This window comes from Mycolicibacterium lutetiense, assembly GCF_017876775.1.
Classification (GTDB): Bacteria; Actinomycetota; Actinomycetes; order Mycobacteriales; family Mycobacteriaceae; genus Mycobacterium; species Mycobacterium lutetiense.
In genome coordinates this window covers 681,667-698,535 of sequence record NZ_JAGIOP010000001.1, presented here as the reverse complement: position 1 = coordinate 698,535, position 16,869 = coordinate 681,667, and the positions used below count along the sequence as shown (strand labels likewise).

The 16,869-nt window shown below is 67.2% G+C and carries 18 protein-coding genes; 11 read left to right on the top strand and 7 right to left on the bottom strand.

Features of this window, described 5'->3' with window-relative positions:
• Window positions 1–17 precede the first annotated feature (17 nt).
• Entirely contained in the window at window positions 18–1,460 is a 1,443-nt protein-coding gene (locus JOF57_RS03450) for an HNH endonuclease signature motif containing protein (RefSeq protein ID WP_209913657.1), read from the top strand.
• On the opposite strand, the gene JOF57_RS03445 is transcribed toward JOF57_RS03450, so the two are convergent.
• Window positions 1,457–2,263: an AraC family transcriptional regulator gene (locus JOF57_RS03445; protein WP_209913655.1), complete on the bottom strand. Its 807-nt coding sequence runs from the start codon at window positions 2,261–2,263 to the stop codon at window positions 1,457–1,459. The genes JOF57_RS03450 and JOF57_RS03445 overlap by 4 nt on opposite strands.
• A gap of 27 nt (window positions 2,264–2,290) precedes the next feature.
• Here JOF57_RS03445 and JOF57_RS03440 point away from each other — a divergent pair, with 27 nt between their 5' ends.
• From JOF57_RS03440 to JOF57_RS03430, 3 genes are read left to right on the top strand one after another with little or no spacing between them, the layout of a single operon-like run.
• Window positions 2,291–2,761: a VOC family protein gene (locus tag JOF57_RS03440; protein ID WP_209913653.1), complete on the top strand. Its 471-nt coding sequence runs from the start codon at window positions 2,291–2,293 to the stop codon at window positions 2,759–2,761.
• A gap of 9 nt (window positions 2,762–2,770) precedes the next feature.
• On the top strand, window positions 2,771–3,208 hold the full coding sequence (locus JOF57_RS03435; protein ID WP_209913651.1) for an HIT family protein: 438 nt from the start codon (window positions 2,771–2,773) through the stop codon (window positions 3,206–3,208).
• 10 nt (window positions 3,209–3,218) lie between these two features.
• A complete protein-coding gene (locus tag JOF57_RS03430) occupies window positions 3,219–3,665 on the top strand; it encodes a nitroreductase family deazaflavin-dependent oxidoreductase (protein WP_407666553.1) in 447 nt (148 codons plus the stop codon).
• A 4-nt stretch (window positions 3,666–3,669) separates the two neighbouring features.
• Here JOF57_RS03430 and JOF57_RS03425 read toward each other — a convergent pair whose 3' ends face one another.
• Together JOF57_RS03425 and JOF57_RS03420 are read right to left on the bottom strand one after the other, a co-directional pair.
• A complete protein-coding gene (locus tag JOF57_RS03425) occupies window positions 3,670–4,719 on the bottom strand; it encodes an LLM class flavin-dependent oxidoreductase (protein WP_209913647.1) in 1,050 nt (349 codons plus the stop codon).
• 16 nt (window positions 4,720–4,735) lie between these two features.
• Window positions 4,736–5,575 carry a uracil-DNA glycosylase gene (locus JOF57_RS03420; protein WP_209913645.1) on the bottom strand — a complete coding sequence of 280 codons (840 nt, stop codon included), beginning with the start codon at window positions 5,573–5,575 and terminating at the stop codon, window positions 4,736–4,738.
• Between the two features lie 68 nt (window positions 5,576–5,643).
• On the opposite strand from JOF57_RS03420, the gene JOF57_RS03415 reads away from it, so the two are divergent.
• A complete protein-coding gene (locus JOF57_RS03415) occupies window positions 5,644–6,891 on the top strand; it encodes a multidrug efflux MFS transporter Tap (protein WP_209913643.1) in 1,248 nt (415 codons plus the stop codon).
• Here the strand turns inward: JOF57_RS03415 and JOF57_RS03410 are convergent.
• Entirely contained in the window at window positions 6,881–7,531 is a 651-nt protein-coding gene (locus JOF57_RS03410; RefSeq protein ID WP_209913641.1) for an HxlR-like winged helix-turn-helix transcriptional regulator, read from the bottom strand. The two genes, JOF57_RS03415 and JOF57_RS03410, sit on opposite strands and share 11 nt — an antisense overlap.
• 76 nt (window positions 7,532–7,607) lie before the next feature.
• Here JOF57_RS03410 and JOF57_RS03405 point away from each other — a divergent pair, with 76 nt between their 5' ends.
• From JOF57_RS03405 to JOF57_RS03395, 3 genes are read left to right on the top strand one after another with little or no spacing between them, the layout of a single operon-like run.
• Window positions 7,608–8,297 (top strand): maleylpyruvate isomerase family mycothiol-dependent enzyme, encoded by a 690-nt coding sequence (locus tag JOF57_RS03405; RefSeq protein ID WP_209913639.1) that lies wholly within the window; start codon window positions 7,608–7,610, stop codon window positions 8,295–8,297.
• A gap of 12 nt (window positions 8,298–8,309) precedes the next feature.
• The gene (locus tag JOF57_RS03400; RefSeq protein ID WP_209913637.1) at window positions 8,310–8,798 is read left to right on the top strand and encodes a DUF3237 domain-containing protein; all 489 of its coding nucleotides are present in this window, start codon (window positions 8,310–8,312) and stop codon (window positions 8,796–8,798) included.
• Between the two features lie 23 nt (window positions 8,799–8,821).
• Entirely contained in the window at window positions 8,822–10,177 is a 1,356-nt protein-coding gene (locus tag JOF57_RS03395) for an FAD-binding oxidoreductase (RefSeq protein ID WP_209913635.1), read from the top strand.
• Window positions 10,178–10,184: 7 nt separating this feature from the next.
• Here the strand turns inward: JOF57_RS03395 and JOF57_RS03390 are convergent, their stop codons facing one another.
• Window positions 10,185–11,057, bottom strand: coding sequence for a rhomboid family intramembrane serine protease (locus JOF57_RS03390; RefSeq protein ID WP_209913633.1), 873 nt, complete (start codon window positions 11,055–11,057; stop codon window positions 10,185–10,187).
• A 65-nt stretch (window positions 11,058–11,122) separates the two neighbouring features.
• Here JOF57_RS03390 and JOF57_RS03385 point away from each other — a divergent pair, with 65 nt between their 5' ends.
• Genes JOF57_RS03385 through JOF57_RS03375 form a run of 3 tightly spaced genes read left to right on the top strand, consistent with a single transcriptional unit; the run spans window position 11,123 to window position 13,848 of the window.
• On the top strand, window positions 11,123–12,361 hold the full coding sequence (locus JOF57_RS03385; protein ID WP_209913631.1) for a cytochrome P450: 1,239 nt from the start codon (window positions 11,123–11,125) through the stop codon (window positions 12,359–12,361).
• Window positions 12,361–12,966: a TetR/AcrR family transcriptional regulator gene (locus JOF57_RS03380; RefSeq protein ID WP_209913629.1), complete on the top strand. Its 606-nt coding sequence runs from the start codon at window positions 12,361–12,363 to the stop codon at window positions 12,964–12,966. The genes JOF57_RS03385 and JOF57_RS03380 overlap by 1 nt, the downstream gene beginning before the upstream one ends.
• 45 nt (window positions 12,967–13,011) lie before the next feature.
• A complete protein-coding gene (locus tag JOF57_RS03375) occupies window positions 13,012–13,848 on the top strand; it encodes a DUF5995 family protein (protein ID WP_209913627.1) in 837 nt (278 codons plus the stop codon).
• A gap of 2 nt (window positions 13,849–13,850) precedes the next feature.
• Here JOF57_RS03375 and JOF57_RS03370 read toward each other — a convergent pair whose 3' ends face one another.
• Window positions 13,851–15,020, bottom strand: coding sequence for an acyltransferase family protein (locus JOF57_RS03370; protein ID WP_209913625.1), 1,170 nt, complete (start codon window positions 15,018–15,020; stop codon window positions 13,851–13,853).
• Entirely contained in the window at window positions 15,017–16,789 is a 1,773-nt protein-coding gene (locus JOF57_RS03365) for a DEAD/DEAH box helicase (protein WP_209913624.1), read from the bottom strand. Before JOF57_RS03365 ends, JOF57_RS03370 begins: the two co-directional genes overlap by 4 nt.
• Window positions 16,790–16,869 lie beyond the last annotated feature (80 nt).

Genomic DNA, 16,869 nt, shown 5'->3' with positions numbered 1-16,869 from the left:
GGAGTACACTCGAACACATGTTCGACACGTCTGATTCCGATGTGGCGCTGATCGACGCGGTCAGTGCTGGGGCGCGGGCGGAGTCGGTGGCGATCGCGGGGCGGCTTGCGGCGATCGGGGCGTTGGACAGCTTGCGGGAGCAGGAGTTGGCCGAGTCGATCTTTTGGACCACCGACCCGTTCGAGGCGGTGGCTGCCGAGATTTCGGCGGCGATGCGGATCAGCCGGGGTCGGGCCGGCACCCAGATCCATCGCGCCCGGGTGTTGCGGGACAAACTGCCGCTGGTGGCGGCCCGGTTCGCCGTCGGGGATCTCGATTACCGGGTGGTGTGTGTGATCATCGCCCGCACCGGCATCGTGGACGGCGCGGTGTGGTCCGGGCTGGATGCCGAACTGGCCGCCCGGGCACACCGGTGGATGCGGCTGTCTGAACGGCAGTTGCGGGATCGGGTGGACCAGTGGATCGCCAAACTCGACCCCAACGGGGTGCGAGTCCCACCCAATGTGAACGATGAGCGGTTCGTTCAGGTCGAACCGAGCAGCCCGGGCATGACTTCGCTGTGGGCCAATGTCCATGCCGAAGACGGGGCCGCGCTCAATCAACGGTTGGATGCGTTGGCGGCCACGGTGTGTGAACACGATCCCCGCACCCGTGAGCAGCGTCGTGCCGATGCGGTGGGGCCGGTGGCCCGGCTGGAATCACAGTTGGCGTGCCGGTGCGGTCGCGACGATTGCCCGGCCACCCAGAAGCGGGCCGCGGCCAACGCTGCGATGGTCCATGTGCTGGCCGAGCAGGCCACCCTCGATGGCACCAGCGACGCGCCGGGATATCTGCCCGGATACGGCATCCTGCCCGCCGAATCGGTGCGCGACCTGGCCGCTGGCGCCACGCTCAAGCCAGTGGTGGTGCCCGCCGAACCCGGCGATTCCGAGGCCGCTGAGCCGGGGTATCGCCCGTCGGTGGCGTTGAGTGAGTTCATCCGGTGGCGGGATCTGACGTGTCGGTTCCCGGGCTGTGACGCCCCGGTTGAACGCTGCGATATCGACCACACCGCGCCCTGGCCGGCAGGCCCGACGCATCCGTCGAACACCAAGCTATTCTGCCGGGCCCATCATTTGGTGAAGACGTTCTGTCCTGGCTGGACCGATCGTCAATTCCCCGACGGTACCGTCGAATTCCAATCGCCGACCGGGCACACCTACACCACCGAACCCCACGGTGCTGACCTGTTTCCCGTCCTGGGGCAACCGACCGGGGAGGTGAATCTCCCCGAACCCCAAGCCCCGCACCCCAACCGGGGCGCGATGATGCCCAAACGCACACGGACCCGCGAACAAGACCGCCAAGAACGCATCGCCGAAGAACGACGCTTCCGCGCCGAAATCAACAACGCCCTCGACGTCGAACAGCAATACAAATACTGGCTCGCCGAACAATACGGACCACCACCACCCTTCTAAGTGGTGGGAGCGTTGTGAGCGGCGTACTCCCCCGGCGTGCTGCCCAGCATCGACCGAAAGTCGTTGATGAAATGGGCCTGGTCGTACCAGCCGAGACGCACTGCCAGATCGGCGAAATCGACTCCGGGTACGGTCTCGATCTCGAAGGCCGCCTGCTGCAACCGATATCGGCACAGCACCCACTTGACCGTCACCCCTACATAGCGCCGGAACACCCGCTGCGTCGTACGCGTACTCCACGGCGATAGCGCCATCACCTGCTCCACTCGATGCAGTGTCGCGTCGTCACGCATTCGGTCGATCAACGGGCAGAGCACGCGGTAGATCGGGTCTGGCTCACCGGCCATCGCGCCGATCGCCTCGTCCAGATCCGGTGCGGCCGAGAACCTGTCGTCCATGGGCACCACGCGGCCGGTCAGCGCGGCGGCATCCCCACCAAAACAGGCAACGAAGCCGCCCGGCCGGAATCGAGCCCCCACCACACCGCCCCGGCCGCTGATCGTGATGCGGAAAACCTCGGGAACTACGCCGTGCAACAGCGTGCTGGGCAGCCGATGGCCATGACGCACAACATCATCGCCCCACTCGTGGGTCAGATGCATGGCGGGGAAGGTGATCACCGTGCTTTCGAACGAACCTGCCTGATGCCGGTCCCAGGCCACCGACCAGAAGTGCTCGACGAAGCGCGCGGACTTCTCGGACGGGGCCCACCGATGAAGTTCGAACTCCGAGGCACTGCCGGCACGACCGACCACGCCGCGCATCGGCGCGTTGTGCTGTGACGCATTTTTCCAAGCCGGCATCGACCCCAGCATACGAAACTGGCCGATATGAGTGTCACACCGATTCCAGAGGGCTACACCAGCCTGACGCCGTTCATCTGCGTCGACGGCGCTGCCGAGGCGATCACCTTCTACCAGAACGTGTTCGGCGCACAAGTTATCGAGCGGATGGACGGCGCTGACGGCACGGTCTCGCACGCCGAGCTGGATTTCGGCAACGGCCGGCTGCAACTCGGCGACCCGCAGGAGGCCTTTCAGATCGCCGCTCCCCCGCTGGGCGCCCCGGCAACGTATTCGATGGGGTTGTACTGCCCCGACGTCGACGAGGTGGTAGCCCGGGCCGAGGGGGCGGGCGCGACGATCCGGGAGCCCGCGCAGACCTTCGTCACCGGCGACAGGTTCGCCTCAATCCTCGACCCGTTCGGTCTGCGTTGGACCGTGATGACCCGCGTAGAGAACCTCACGTCCGCCGAACGTGAACGCCGCGTCGCCGAATGGGCAGCCACCGCCGGCGGCTAACGTGGCGACATGTCTTGCGTGTTCTGCGCCATCGTCGCGGGCGATGCCCCCGCCATCCGCATCTACGAGGACGACGACTACCTGGGCATCCTCGACATCCGGCCGTTCACCCGGGGCCACACCCTGGTGATCCCGAAGCAGCACAGTGTCGACCTGACGGACACCCCGGCCGAAACCGTGGCTGAGATGGCCCGCATCGGCCAGCGCATCGCGCGTGCAGCCCGTACGTCCGGGCTGCACGCCGACGGCAACAACATCGCCATCAACGACGGCAAAGCCGCCTTCCAGAGCGTGTTCCACATCCACCTGCACGTCGTGCCGCGCCAAACCGGCGACAAACTGTCCTTCGTCAAGGGCATGATGCTGCGCCGGGACCCCGACCGCGAGGAATCCGGACGCCTCCTACGTGCAGCGTTGGCGCAGCTCGACGAATCCGCGCAGGATTGAGCGCATGAGCATGCCCTGGTGGGAGCGCTATATCGGCCTCCCGATGTTGTTGTTGCACGACAAGATCTACAAGGCCACCGACGGCAGGATCGGGCATACGATCCCTGGTGGCCCATCGACGCTGATCCTGCATACCGTCGGTGCCAAAACCGGTCAGCAGCGCGCGAACTCGCTGGCCTACGCAAAGGACGGCGCAGACTACCTCGTGGTGGCATCCAAAGGTGGCGAGCCCACCTCTCCGGGCTGGTATCACAACCTGAAGGCCGCACCGCAGGTCGAGGTCAACGTCGGCCCCAAGCGATTCGGCGTCACGGCCAAGCCGGTGCTACCCGGAGACCCCGACTACCCGCGGCTGTGGGACATCGTGAACGACATGAAGGGCAACAAGAACCGCTACATCGGCTACCAGAAGCGGACGACGCGCCCGATTCCGGTGGTCGTGCTGTCGCCGAACTGACGCCCTAGAAGAGCTCCTTGGCGAGCAGTTCCAGGGTGGTGTCGCGGGCTGTCGCGGTGGCCGGATCGGCGCCGCGGCGGGCCGAGCCCACCGGGTTGACCATGACCTCGTCGACGTCGAAAGCTTCGGCCAGGGCCCGGACCTGGTCGGCCGCTTCGGCGGGTGAGCCGACCACGGCGCGCGCAAACCCGGAGGCCACGACGGCCTGCGCCTGCGGGGTCAGAGTGGTCGCCTCGGCATCCTCGACCAGGTCGAGGGGGCCGAGCGGCTGGCCGGTGCGCAGCCGGCCCATCATCTGCAGCTGCGGCAGCAGCAATGCCTTGGCCTCCTCGGTCGTCTCGGCCACCGAGGCGTTGACGGTCAGGAAGGTGACCGGCTCGGACGCCAGGTCACTGGGCTGGAACTCGTCGCGGTAGACGGCCAGCGCCTCGGCGGTGCCCTGCCCGGAGAAATGGTGGGCGAACACGTACGGCAGCCCCTTGGCCGCCGCCAGGTGCGCCGAGTACATCGAGGAGCCGAGCAGCCACATCCGCGGTTCGGTGACAGCCGCCGGCGTCGCCTTGAGTACGTAGTTCTCCCGCATCAGATCCCGTGGCAGCGCCACCCGCACCCCGCGCGCACTCATCAGCGCCACCACATCGTCGAGGTACTGCGGGAAGGCCTCGATATCGCGATCGTCGCGGCCGGCGGCACCGCGCAGCGCCAGCGACGTGACGGGATCCGAGCCAGGAGCCCGGCCGATGCCGAGGTCGATGCGGCCGGGGTGGGCAGCCTCCAGCAGCGCGAACTGTTCGGCCACCGCCAGCGGTGCATGGTTGGGCAGCATCACCCCGCCCGACCCCAGCCGCAGCTGCGACGTGTGCGCGGCCAGATGGGCGATCAGCACCGGCGGGCTGGTGGCGGCCACCGCGGGCATGTTGTGGTGCTCGGCGAGCCAGTAGCGGGTGTATCCGAGCCGGTCAGCCGTCTGCGCCAGGTGCGTCGTGGCCGTCAGCGCATCGGCGGTGGACTGGTCGGTACGTACCGGGACGAGATCGAGGACAGAGAGCCGCATACCAGCGTCAACGTCATCAGCCGACGGGTTCGTTCCCGAGACGCCGGGCGGTGACGAAGATGTCGTCGAGCATGGCCTCGGTGAGCCGGCCGGTGAACGTGTTCTGCTGGCTGGGGTGGAAGCAGCCGAGCAGGATGACGGGGCCGAAATCCGAGGTCAGCGTCACCGTCGCACCGTGGCCGAATTTGGGGGCGGGTTTGATGTTCGAGCCGATCAGTTCGAGGGCGGCCCGCCACGCGAAGCCACCCAACGCGATGACCACCCGGACCGAGGGCCCCACCAACCGCCATTCAGCCTGCAGCCACGGCGCACAGGTGGCCCGTTCGGCCGGGATGGGCGCGTTGGCCGGCGGGGCACAGCGCACCGCCGCCGCCATGCGGGTGTCGATCAGCTGCAGGCCGTCGGCCGCGTCGACGCTCTCGGCCTGGTTCGCCAGCCCGACCCGATGCAGCGCGGCGAACAGGAAATCCCCGGACCGGTCGCCGGTGAACACCCGACCGGTTCGATTGGCGCCGTGGGCGGCCGGGGCCAGGCCGACGATGAAGATACCCGGGCTTTCCGCACCGAAACCGGTGGCCGGCCTGCCCCAATATGGTTGATCGGCAAAGGATTTCCGTTTGGCCACGGCCACTTCCTCGCGCCAGCCGACCAGCCGGGGGCAGGCCCGGCACACCGAGACCAACGCGTCCAACTCCGGCACGGTGGCGGCCCGGGCCGCCAGCCGCCGTACCTGCGCGGCGGTCTTGGCCACGGGCGTCGTCGCATCCGCCGGATCACCGGGCCACCCCGAACCGGGCGGCACCGGAGAGGTGAACAGTTCCCCGGTCCTTGGATGTGGGAGCTGGGGTATCGACACTTATCCACTGTGCCGGAAATTCCGTCGCGGCGGGTGCGGGCGCGCTGTTAGATTCGCGGCGATACCCCATGACGAACACCAAGCGCGGCCCCCTGCTGCTGATCCTGTTCGCCGCGTTGATGGCCGGCGCGGGCAACGGCATCACGATCGTCGCGTTCCCGTGGCTGGTGTTGCAACGCAACGGATCCGCTGTCGACGCGTCCATCGTCGCAATGGCAGGCACCCTGCCGCTGCTGGTCGCCACCCTGATCGCCGGAGCCGCCGTCGACTATCTGGGCCGCCGACGCGTCTCGATGATCTCGGATCTGCTGTCGGCCCTGTCGGTCGCCGCGGTTCCGATGCTGGCCCTGATATTCGGGGTGGACGCGGTCAATGTCGCGGTGCTCGCTGGCCTGGCCGCGCTCGGTGCCTTCTTCGATCCGGCCGGGATGACCGCACGCGAAACCATGTTGCCCGAGGCCGCCGGCCGGGCCGGCTGGACGCTGGACCACGCCAACTCCGTGTACGAGGCGGTGTTCAACCTCGCCTACATCGTCGGGCCCGGCATCGGCGGCCTGCTGATCGCGACCCTCGGCGGGATCAACACGATGTGGGTGACCGCCGGGTTGTTCTGCTGCTCGATTCTGGCCATCTCGGTGCTGCGACTGGAAGGCGCGGGCACCCCGGACCGCTCGATACTGACCGAGGGTGTGCTTGCAGGCATCGCCGAAGGGCTTCGATTCGTCTGGCACACACCGGTATTGCGCACGCTGGCCATCGTCGACCTGGTGGCCACCGGTCTCTACATGCCAATGGAGTCGGTCCTTTTCCCGAAGTACTTCACCGACCGCAACGAGCCCACCGAACTGGGCTGGGTGCTGATGGCCCTCAGCATCGGCGGGCTGCTGGGTGCGCTCGGTTACGCCGTGCTGTCGAAGTACATGAGCCGACGGGCCACCATGCTGACCGCGGTGATCACGCTCGGGGTGGCGATGACGGTGATCGCGTTCCTGCCGCCGCTTCCGCTGATCCTGGTGCTGTGCGCGATCGTCGGGTTCGTCTACGGGCCGATCGCGCCGATCTACAACTACGTCATGCAGACCACCGCGCCGAAGCATCTGCGCGGCCGGGTGGTCGGGGTGATGGGTTCACTGGCTTACGCCGCGGGCCCGCTCGGGCTGATCCTGGCCGGGCCGCTGGCCGACGCCGCCGGACTGCACGCGACGTTCCTGGCGCTGTCCCTTCCGATGCTGTTGCTCGGCTTGGTCGCGGTGTTCCTGACCGCGCTGCGCGAGCTGGACCGACCGCAGAAACCGGAGCTGCCGCCTAGCTCCTGATCCGTGGCGGGGCAAAGACTTTCGCCAACTGCCTGACCGCGGCGGGATCTCCGTCGATCACCAGGCTGCCATCCGCCAACAGCGCGGGCACCTGCGCCGGGTCCATCGCCGCACCCAACACCTCGGCCTCACCTGTGAGTGTCACATCAGCCACCGTCCCGTCCTCGCACGTGTCGATGCGGTCCGGCCCGATCTCGACGGTCGCCTGGCCCTCGGGGGTCACCAGACGCACCGTGACCGGTGGTCCGTCACGGTCCGTACTGACGAAGGCACGCACCGCGCGGATCAGCCACTCGGGACGCACCGCATCCCCGGGTGCGCGGGTCTCGATCAGATGCCGGCCCCACCGGGAGTAGGCGTTGATCACGTCCTCCAGCGCCCGGCCGTCGTCGGTGAGCTCGTACACCGCGGTGGATGCGGGCTTGGGCAGCATCCGCTTGCGCACCAGCCCGTTCGCCTCCAGGTCGCGCAGTCGCCCGGCGAGCATGTCGGTGGAGATCGGGGCCAGCGAGCTCAGCAGATCCCCGTACCGCAGCGGACCTTCCAGCAGGTCCCTGACCACCAGCAGGGTCCAGCGATCCCCGACCATATCGAGGCTCTTCGCCAGTGCGCAGTGCTGCCCGTAGGACCGTGACGCCATGGGGCCAGGATAGCCGAAATTGGAATTTCCAACTTGCTACTTGTTTTTTCCAAGTTAAGGGGCCTACCGTGACGACATGACCCTCGACAATCTGCTCACCGCCGCCACCGACGAAGCGCTGGCCTTCGCCGACCTACTCGAAAGCCTCGACGCGGACCAGCGCCGCTCCCCCACCCCATGCACGGGATGGACCATCGACGACCTGGCCGACCACGTGGCCGTCGTCTGTTTCCGCGACGCCGAGGCCTACCACCGCGCACGGGCCCAAATCACCACGCCGCCAGGAGAACTCACCCTGGCCAACCCCGACCTACCGGCGGCCATCCGGCTGGCGGTCGGACATCTGCAGGCCGCGTTCGACCAGGCACCCGGTCAGTGGCCCGTGATACCGGCACCGTTCGGCGACTTCCCGGTGGCCGCCGCACTGCGCTCGCTGATCCTGGAATTCGGGGTACATCTCGACGACCTGAAGGTGGCGACCGGCGACCGGAGCTCGACGTTCTCCCCCGCCACCATCGAAGCGATCCTCGGATTCGGCGAGTTGTTCCTGCTGCGCCAGGCCCAACCGCTGGAGAGCGGGCCCGTCACCCTGCGGCTGACCGCACCGTCGAAGTCCATGGCGATCACCTGGACCGGGAGAAACTGGGTCCAGGGCGCCGGTGCCGAGGAGCACCGCGTCGAAGGCTCCGACGATGTGATCGCCCGGCTCATGCTGCGCCGGGGCGAAGCCGACGGCCTCGTTGGCGCAGCGATTCGTCCGCTCTAGGGGAGAACCGAAATGACAACACTGACAACACCTCTCGTCGATATCGATGCCACCCCGGTCTTCGACCATCTGCTCGACATCCGCATCGCCTTCGAGTCTGTACATGTCTTTTCCACCCCGTTGGGCACTCGCATGACCTACGTCGTCAAGCAGGGCCGGTGCGTCGGGCCGCGTATCGCGGCCGACGTCCTGCCCGGCGGAGGAGATTGGGTCCTGCTCGGCACCGACCGCGTGGCACGCCTGGATGTGCGCGCCACCCTGCGCACCGACGACGGTGCCCTCATCTACCTGACCAACACCGGCCGGGTCCGGATGGACAAGGCGGCCGCCGACCGGTTCACCGCCGGAGAACTGATCCGTCACGACGAGATGACAGCGAGGTCCAGTCCGCTCTTCGAAACCGGCGACGACCGCTACCGGTGGCTGAACGCCGTCCACACCATTGCCATCAACCAGGTATCGCTCAGCGAGGTGCACTACCGGGTATTCGCCGTCGGCTGACACCCGCTCGTAGGATCGGCGGTGTGCTGTCAGAGCTGATCGCCGAACTGCCCGAAGGTGTCGTCGTCACCGACCCCGACATCCTGGCTTCCTACCGCCAGGACCGGGCTGCCGATCCGGCCGCGGGCACACCGCTGGCAGTGGTCCGGCCCACCCGCACCGAGGAGGTGCAGGCCGTGCTGCGCTGGGCCAGCGCACACCGGGTGGCGGTCGTACCCCGCGGTGCAGGAACCGGGTTGTCCGGCGGTGCGACAGCCCTCGACGGCGGGATCGTGTTGTCCACCGAGAAGATGCGCGACATCACCGTCGACCCGGTCACCCGCACCGCCGTGGTGCAGCCCGGCCTGCTCAACGCCGAGGTGAAGAAGGCCGTTGCCGCACAGGGACTCTGGTACCCACCAGACCCGTCGTCCTTCGAGATCTGCAGCATCGGGGGCAATGTCGCCACCAACGCCGGCGGGCTGTGCTGCGTCAAATACGGCGTGACCACCGATTACGTACTCGGCCTGCAGGTCGTGCTCGCGGACGGCACCGCGGTGCGCCTGGGCGGCCCGAGGTTGAAAGACGTTGCGGGCCTGAGCCTGACCAAGCTGTTCGTCGGCAGCGAGGGCACCTTGGGCGTGGTCACCGAGGCGACGCTGCGGTTGCTGCCGCCGCAACACTCCCCCTGCACCGTGGTGGCCACCTTCGATTCTGTGGAGGCCGCCTCCAACTCGGTCGTGACGATCACCGGAAAGATCCGGCCCTCCATGCTCGAGTTCATGGATTCGGTGGCGATCAACGCCGTCGAGGACAAGCTCAAGATGGGCTTGGACCGCAACGCCGCGGCGATGATGGTGGCCGCCTCCGACGATCGCGGTGCCGCGGGCGCCGACGACGCAGCCTTCATGGCTCAGGTATTCACCGAATGCGGTGCCACCGAGGTGTTCTCCACCTCCGACCCGGACGAGGGCGAAGCCTTCGTGGCGGCCCGTCGTTTCGCCATCCCGGCAGTGGAAGCCAAGGGCTCACTGCTGCTCGAGGATGTCGGCGTGCCGCTGCCCGCACTGGCCGAACTGGTCAGCGGGGTGGCCGAGATCGCGGCACATCGGGATCTGCTGATCTCGGTGATCGCCCATGCCGGCGACGGCAACACCCACCCGCTGATCGTGTTCGATCCGGCCAATCCCGACATGGCCGCGCGGGCCCAGCTCGCGTTCGGCGAGATCATGGACCTCGCCGTCGGCCTGGGCGGCACGATCACCGGTGAGCATGGCGTGGGCCGGCTCAAGCAACCCTGGTTGGCCGGCCAGATCGGCCCGGACGCAGTGGAACTCAATCACCGGATCAAGCGGGCGCTGGACCCGCAGAACATCCTCAATCCCGGCGCGGCGATCTAGACGCGGCTCAGGCCATTCCGAACATGGTCAGCAGATGACTTGAGCGCCAGGCGATCAGCGCAAGGAAGGCCAGTAGCACCGCCACCGAGACCCCGGCCTGGACGGCATTTCGACGCGCACGCGGGGCATAGACATAGGCCGCGGCGACGCCCGCACCCGTGATCAGGCCGCCGACGTGGCCCTGCCAGCTGATCGCTCCGGTCCCCAGCGCCGGCCCGGCGAACGTGAACACCAAGTTGATGACGACCACCGCGGCGATCATGCGGACGTCGAGGTTGAGTTTGCGGGCGACGACGAAGATCGCGCCGAACAGGCCGAAGATCGCACCTGAGGCGCCGGCCGTCGCGGTGTTCAACGGAGACAACAGGTAGACCAGCACCGAACCGCCGAGCCCGCTGAGCGCGTACAACGCACCGAAACGCAACCGGCCCAACCACTGTTCCAGCGGCGGACCCACCACGTAGAGCGCCCACATGTTGAACAGCAGGTGCATGGCGCCGTAGTGCAGGAACATCGAGGTCACCAGGCGGTAGTACTCGTCGTGCGCGGCGATGCCGGGCGGCCACAGGGTGAGCTCCTTCTCCAGACTTCCCGAAGCCATCTGCAGGACGAACACCACGACGTTGATAGCGATCAGCGCGTAGGTCAGGATCGGCACCCCGGAACGGGCCACCCCGCCGAACTGGGTGCGCGTCGCCTGGACCGACTTGGCGCCCTCGTTGACGCAGTCCATGCACTGGTGGCCCACGGCGGCAGAGCGCATGCAATCCGGGCAGACGGGGCGCTGGCAGCGAGTGCAGCGCACATAGGTGGGACGGTCCGGATGCCGGTAACACGTCGGCGTCTGGGCAGGTAGCTGCGGCGCGTCAGGGGTACTCATCACGCCCGAGCCTAATGCTAAACCCACTATTGACACTGATCCATGAAATGTCGTACAAATAAGACATGGCCGCGACTTTGTCTCACAGCCCCGCCCGCTTCGTCCCCGCCGACGCCGACACCTGGGCCAATCCCTGGCCCATGTACGCGGCGCTGCGCGACCACGATCCGGTACACCACGTGGTGCCCGACGAGTCACCCGAGCACGACTACTACGTGCTGTCTCGGCACGCCGACATCTGGGCGGCTGCCCGCGACCACGGCACCTTCTCCTCGGCGCAGGGGCTGACCGTGGCCTACGGCGAACTGGAAATGATCGGCCTGGCCGACAATCCGCCGTTCGTCATGCAGGACCCGCCGGTGCACACCGAGTTCCGCAAGCTGGTGTCACGCGGTTTCACCCCACGGCAGGTCGAGGCCGTGGAGCCCAAGGTGCGGGAGTTCGTCATCGAGCGCATCGAGGGGTTGCGCTCGAGTGGCGGCGGGGACATCGTCGCCGAGTTGTTCAAACCGCTGCCGTCCATGGTGGTCGCGCACTACCTCGGGGTGCCCGATGAGGACCGGGATCAGTTCGACGGCTGGACCGACGCCATCGTCGCCGCCAGCACCTCCTCCGCAGGCATCGCCGCGGCGAGCGGTACCGCGGGCGAGGCGGTGGTCTCGATGATGGGCTACTTCTCCGAGCTGATCGAACGCCGCCGCAAGGAACCCGGCGATGACACCATCTCCCATCTGGTCGCGGCGGGAGTGGGGGGCGACGGCGACATCGCGGGCTTACTGTCCATCCTGGCGTTCACCTTCACCATGGTGACCGGTGGCAATGACACCACCACCGGAATGCTGGGCGGCACTGTGCAACTGCTGCAGCAGCGCCCCGACCAGCGCCAGCTGCTGGTGCAGGACCCGGAGCTGATCATCGACTCCATCGACGAGTTCCTGCGGCTGACATCCCCGGTGCAGGGCCTGGCCCGCACCACCACCCGCGACGTCACCATCGGTGACACCACCATCCCGGCGGGACGAAAGACGTTGCTGCTGTACGGGTCGGGCAACCGCGACGAGCGCGAATTCGGCGAGAACGCAGCCGAACTCGACGTGTTGCGTAAGCCGCGCAACATCCTCACCTTCAGCCACGGCGCGCATTTCTGCCTCGGCGCGGCCGCGGCCCGCATGCAATCCCGGATCGCATTGACCGAACTGCTGTCCCGCTACCCAGATTTCGAGGTCGACCTCGATTCGGTGACCTGGTCCGGCGGCAACTACGTGCGGCGACCGCTGTCAGTGCAGTTCCGAGCAGGGACCTGATGCCTCGCGACTGGTTGTCGGTCCGGCGGTCCGAGGTGGCCGCCGACCACATTCTCGACGCCGCCGACGCCCTGTTTACCAAACAGGACGCGGCGACCGTCGGTATGCACGAGATCGCTTCGGCCGCAGGCTGTTCCCGCGCCACGCTGTACCGCTATTTCGAGAACCGCGACGCGCTGTACACCGCCTATGTCCACCGCGAGGCACAGCGGCTGTACCAGGAGCTCAGCGAGCAGATCGCCACGGTCACCGATCCGGTGCAACGGTTGATCGACGGGATGATCACCGCCCTGCACGCGGTCCGGAAGAGTCCGGCGCTGTCGTCGTGGTTCGCGACCGCACAGCGGCCGATCGGCGGCGAGCTGGCCGAGCAGTCCGAGGTGATCCGGGCGCTGGTCGAGGGGTTCGTGCGTTCGCTCGCCGGCGGAGCCGGCAATTCGGGCACCGCCGCCGTCAACGACCAGGTGGACCGGCAAGCCCGGTGGCTGGTGCGGGTCATGGTGTCACTGCTGGTCTTCCCCGGCCCCGACGAGGCCGACGAGCGGGCCATGCTGGCCGAGTTCGTCGCCCCGCTCGTCATCCCGACACAACTACACGTCGAGTAGCCGATTGCCGCGCGGGACAGGCGAAGCTGCCCCATACTTTCGATCATGGCCAGTCATCCGACGCCACTGCCGCCGCTACCGCCGGTCACCAGTATTGCCGAGGTCGTCGTCGCCATCGACACGATCACCGACTGGGCCGTGGAAACGTCAAGTCGACTGGGCTATTTCGCCGCCCTGTACAAGCGGATTACCATCGCGGTCGGCGCCGCGGTCGAGGCCGGGGCATTCGAGGACGGTCCGCGGATGGACCGGCTCGACGCGGCGTTCGCATCCCGGTACTTCGACGCACTGAACGGGTACTTCCACCCGGGCCGGTACCCGAAACCCACCCGGTCCTGGCGGGTCACCTTCGAGTGGGCCGACAAGCCGGCACCGATCCTGGTGCAGCACATGCTCGCCGGGGTCACCGCCCACATCGTGCTCGACCTCGGGATCGCGGCGCAGGGCCTTGTGAGCGCGAGCCGCCTCCCCTCGCTGCGCAAGGATTTCGACACCATCAATGCGGTGCTCGCGAGCCAGATCGCCGGGGTGGTCAACGACATCAACGAGCTGTCACCGGCACTGGCCGACATCTATGCCGTGCTCCAGCAGCATCAGATCTTCGTCCTGAACGAGGCGATCCGGGCCCTGCGTGACAGCGCATGGCGATTCGCCACCGTGCTGGCACTGGAACCCGGATTCGCGCGGCCACCGACGATCTGGGCACGGGACCTCCAGGTGAGCCGGCAAGCGCAGGCGGTATTCGACCCACCCAGCCTGGTCGGCGCCTTCGATCTGGCGATCAAGGAGATCGCGGCGCGGGAAAGCCGCGATGTGGCCAGAAACGTTCAGGTGCTCGACGAGATCGCCGCGACGCCCGCCCCGATCCAGACCGCGCTGTGAGTTCAGGAACGGACGCGCGTGAACCGGTGCAGCAGCCAGGCCGCCGGGATGGTGAATGCCATGGTGAGCATGAACAGGTTGAACATCGACCCCGTGTAGACCGGATCGCGCATCACCTCGACCATCACCAGTTCCATGATCATCAGGTGGATCAGGAAGATCTCGTAGGAGATCTCACCGAGGAAGACCATCGGCCGGGAAGCCAGGAACCGGGTGTACCAACCGCGGTCACCCAGCGCCGCCGGCGCCACCAACAAGGCCGCGATCACCGCGTAGAAGAACGTCTTGACCAATGCTTCGCTCAACTTGGCCGGTGACGTCGTCGGCTCCCCGGCGAGCGGCGTCGACGCGATGAAGTAACACGCCACCGCCAACGGCACGCACACCATCCCGTAGCCGCGCACCTTGAGCTGGCCCAGCACGGTCAGCGCCATACCTGCCACGAACCACGCCATATACGTGGGCAGCCACAACCGGGCACCGTCAGGCAGATTCGTGGAATCGTGCACGATCGTCAGCCACACCGGCGACACCGCAGCCAGCGCCGCCAGACCGAAGAACAGCAGCCCCGGCCGCCAGCGCCGCCGACACAACACCACCAGCAGCAGATAAGCCACCAGCGGCAACGCGACGTAGAACGCCGCCTCCACCGCCAGGCTCCACATCTGGGTCAGCCCCTGATGCAGATAGGCGAACAGGTAGTTGTCGGTGTAGATCTGGGACAGCGTCAGATTGCGGAACAGGCCCATCCAGGTGTGGCCGGGGTTCGGGCCCGCGGTGCGAAAGTGGTAGAGCAGGTAGGCGATCAGGACCGTGACCACATACGCCGGCATGATCCGTCGGACCCGGTGCCAGCCGTAGCGGCGGACAGACGGCGGCTCTCCCCCGGTCGCTGCGGCCTTCACCCACGGACGGAACAACAGGAAACCGCTGAGCACGAAGAAGATCGGCACACCGATCTCGGCCCGTGAATAGACCAGCCCGAGATAGCCCTGCCCGTACTTGCCGGTCGTGTACGCCGCGTGGGTCAGCACCACCAGAATGGCGGCCACCGCGCGTATCCCGGTCAGTGACGCGACCCGCGCGGACCCCGAAGCCCCTGGTGGCACTGCGTCTACCGACTCGAGGCCACCCTGATCCGACGGATCCGTCACTCTGTTGGAAGCCGTCACTTGGTCTTCCGGTGCGGCTTCCCCGATCGGTCCGAACGGTCCTTGTAGTCCGCCTTGCCCTTGTACTCGCGGCGCGGCCCACGATCACCGCGGTCGGCATGCTCGCCAGGAGCCGGCTCCAGATTGATCAACATCCCCGAGATCCGGGTGTTCTCCAGCGCCTTGAGCGTTTTACCGGGCAGCTTCTCCGGCAACTCCACCAGCGAGTAGTCCCCGCGGATGGTGATGTGGCCGAACTCGTTGCGGTGCAGGCCGCCCTCGTTGGCAATCGCACCGACGATGTGGCCGGGGCCCACCTTGTGCCGCTTGCCGACCGAGATCCGGTAGGTCGCCAAGCCTTCACGCGGCGGACGCTGGCCGCGCTCGGACCGGCTTTCCCCGCGGTCGCGGTCGCGGTCACGGTCCCGCTCTTTGCGCTTCTCCGGTGGCGGCTCGGTCATCAGGAACTCTTCGCCGTTGCGCGATTGCAACGCGAGCGCCGCAGCGATGTCGACCATCGGCACGTCGTTCTCACGCTCGTAGTCCTCGATGATCCGGCGGAACAACTCCAGGCCCGGACCGTTGAGCGAGTCGGTGATCGAGTCACGGAACTTGGCCACGCGCTGCGCGTTGACATCGTCGACGCTGGGCAGCTCGGCCTCGATGACCTTCGACCGGGTGTGCTTCTCGATCGACTTGAGCAGGTGCCGTTCGCGCGGGGTGACGAACAGCAATGCGTGCCCGGAGCGCCCGGCCCGGCCGGTGCGGCCGATGCGGTGCACATAGGACTCGGTGTCGTGCGGGATGTCGTAGTTGACGACGTGCGAGATGCGCTCGACGTCCAGGCCACGTGCAGCGACGTCGGTGGCGACCAGGATGTCGATCGTGCCGTCCTTGAGCGCGCTGATCGTGCGCTCACGCTGGGCCTGGTTGATGTCGCCGTTGATGGCCGCGGCCGCGAAACCGCGGGCCTTGAGCCGCTCGGCGACCTCCTCGGTGGCCTGCTTGGTGCGGACGAACACGATCATCGCGTCGCCCTCCTCGACCTCGAGCACCCGCGTCAGCGCGTCCAGCTTGCGCGCACCCGCGACCTGGATGAACCGCTGGGTGATGTTCTCGGCGGTGGCGGTCTTGGCCTTGACCGTCACCTCGACCGGGTTGTGCAGGTACTTGGTGGTGATCTTGCGGATCGCCGGCGGCATGGTCGCCGAGAAGAGCGCCACCTGCTTGTACTCCGGGGTGTCGGCGAGGATCCGCTCGACCTCCTCGGCGAAACCCATGGTGAGCATCTCGTCGGCCTCGTCGAGCACCAGGTAATCGAGCTTCGACAGATCCAGCGTGCCGCGCTCGAGGTGGTCGATCACGCGACCTGGGGTGCCCACCACCACCTGCGCGCCGCGCCGCAGCCCGGACAGCTGCACGGTGTAGGACGCCCCGCCGTAGATCGGCAACACGTTGACCCCGGGCAGATGCGCGCCATAGCGGCCAAATGCCTCCGCGACCTGCAAGGCCAGCTCGCGAGTCGGTGCTAGGACGAGCGCCTGGGTGGCCTTGCTCGACGTGTCGATCTTGGACAGGATCGGGATGGCAAAAGCGGCCGTCTTGCCGGTGCCCGTCTGAGCCAGCCCGACCACATCGGAGCCGGCGAGCATGGCTGGAATGGTCGCGGCCTGAATCGCCGACGGCGACTCGTATCCGACATCAGTGACTGCCTTCAACACTGCGGGGTCAATCTGCAGGTCGGCAAACGTCGGGGCGGTATCCCCCGAATCCGGGTCTGGCGAGGTCATCGGTTCAGAAGTCTAGTGCCAATCGGCCGGAATCCCGGCCGCGCGCCTGCATAACCTCGCTGCGGAGTCACGGTAGGTTG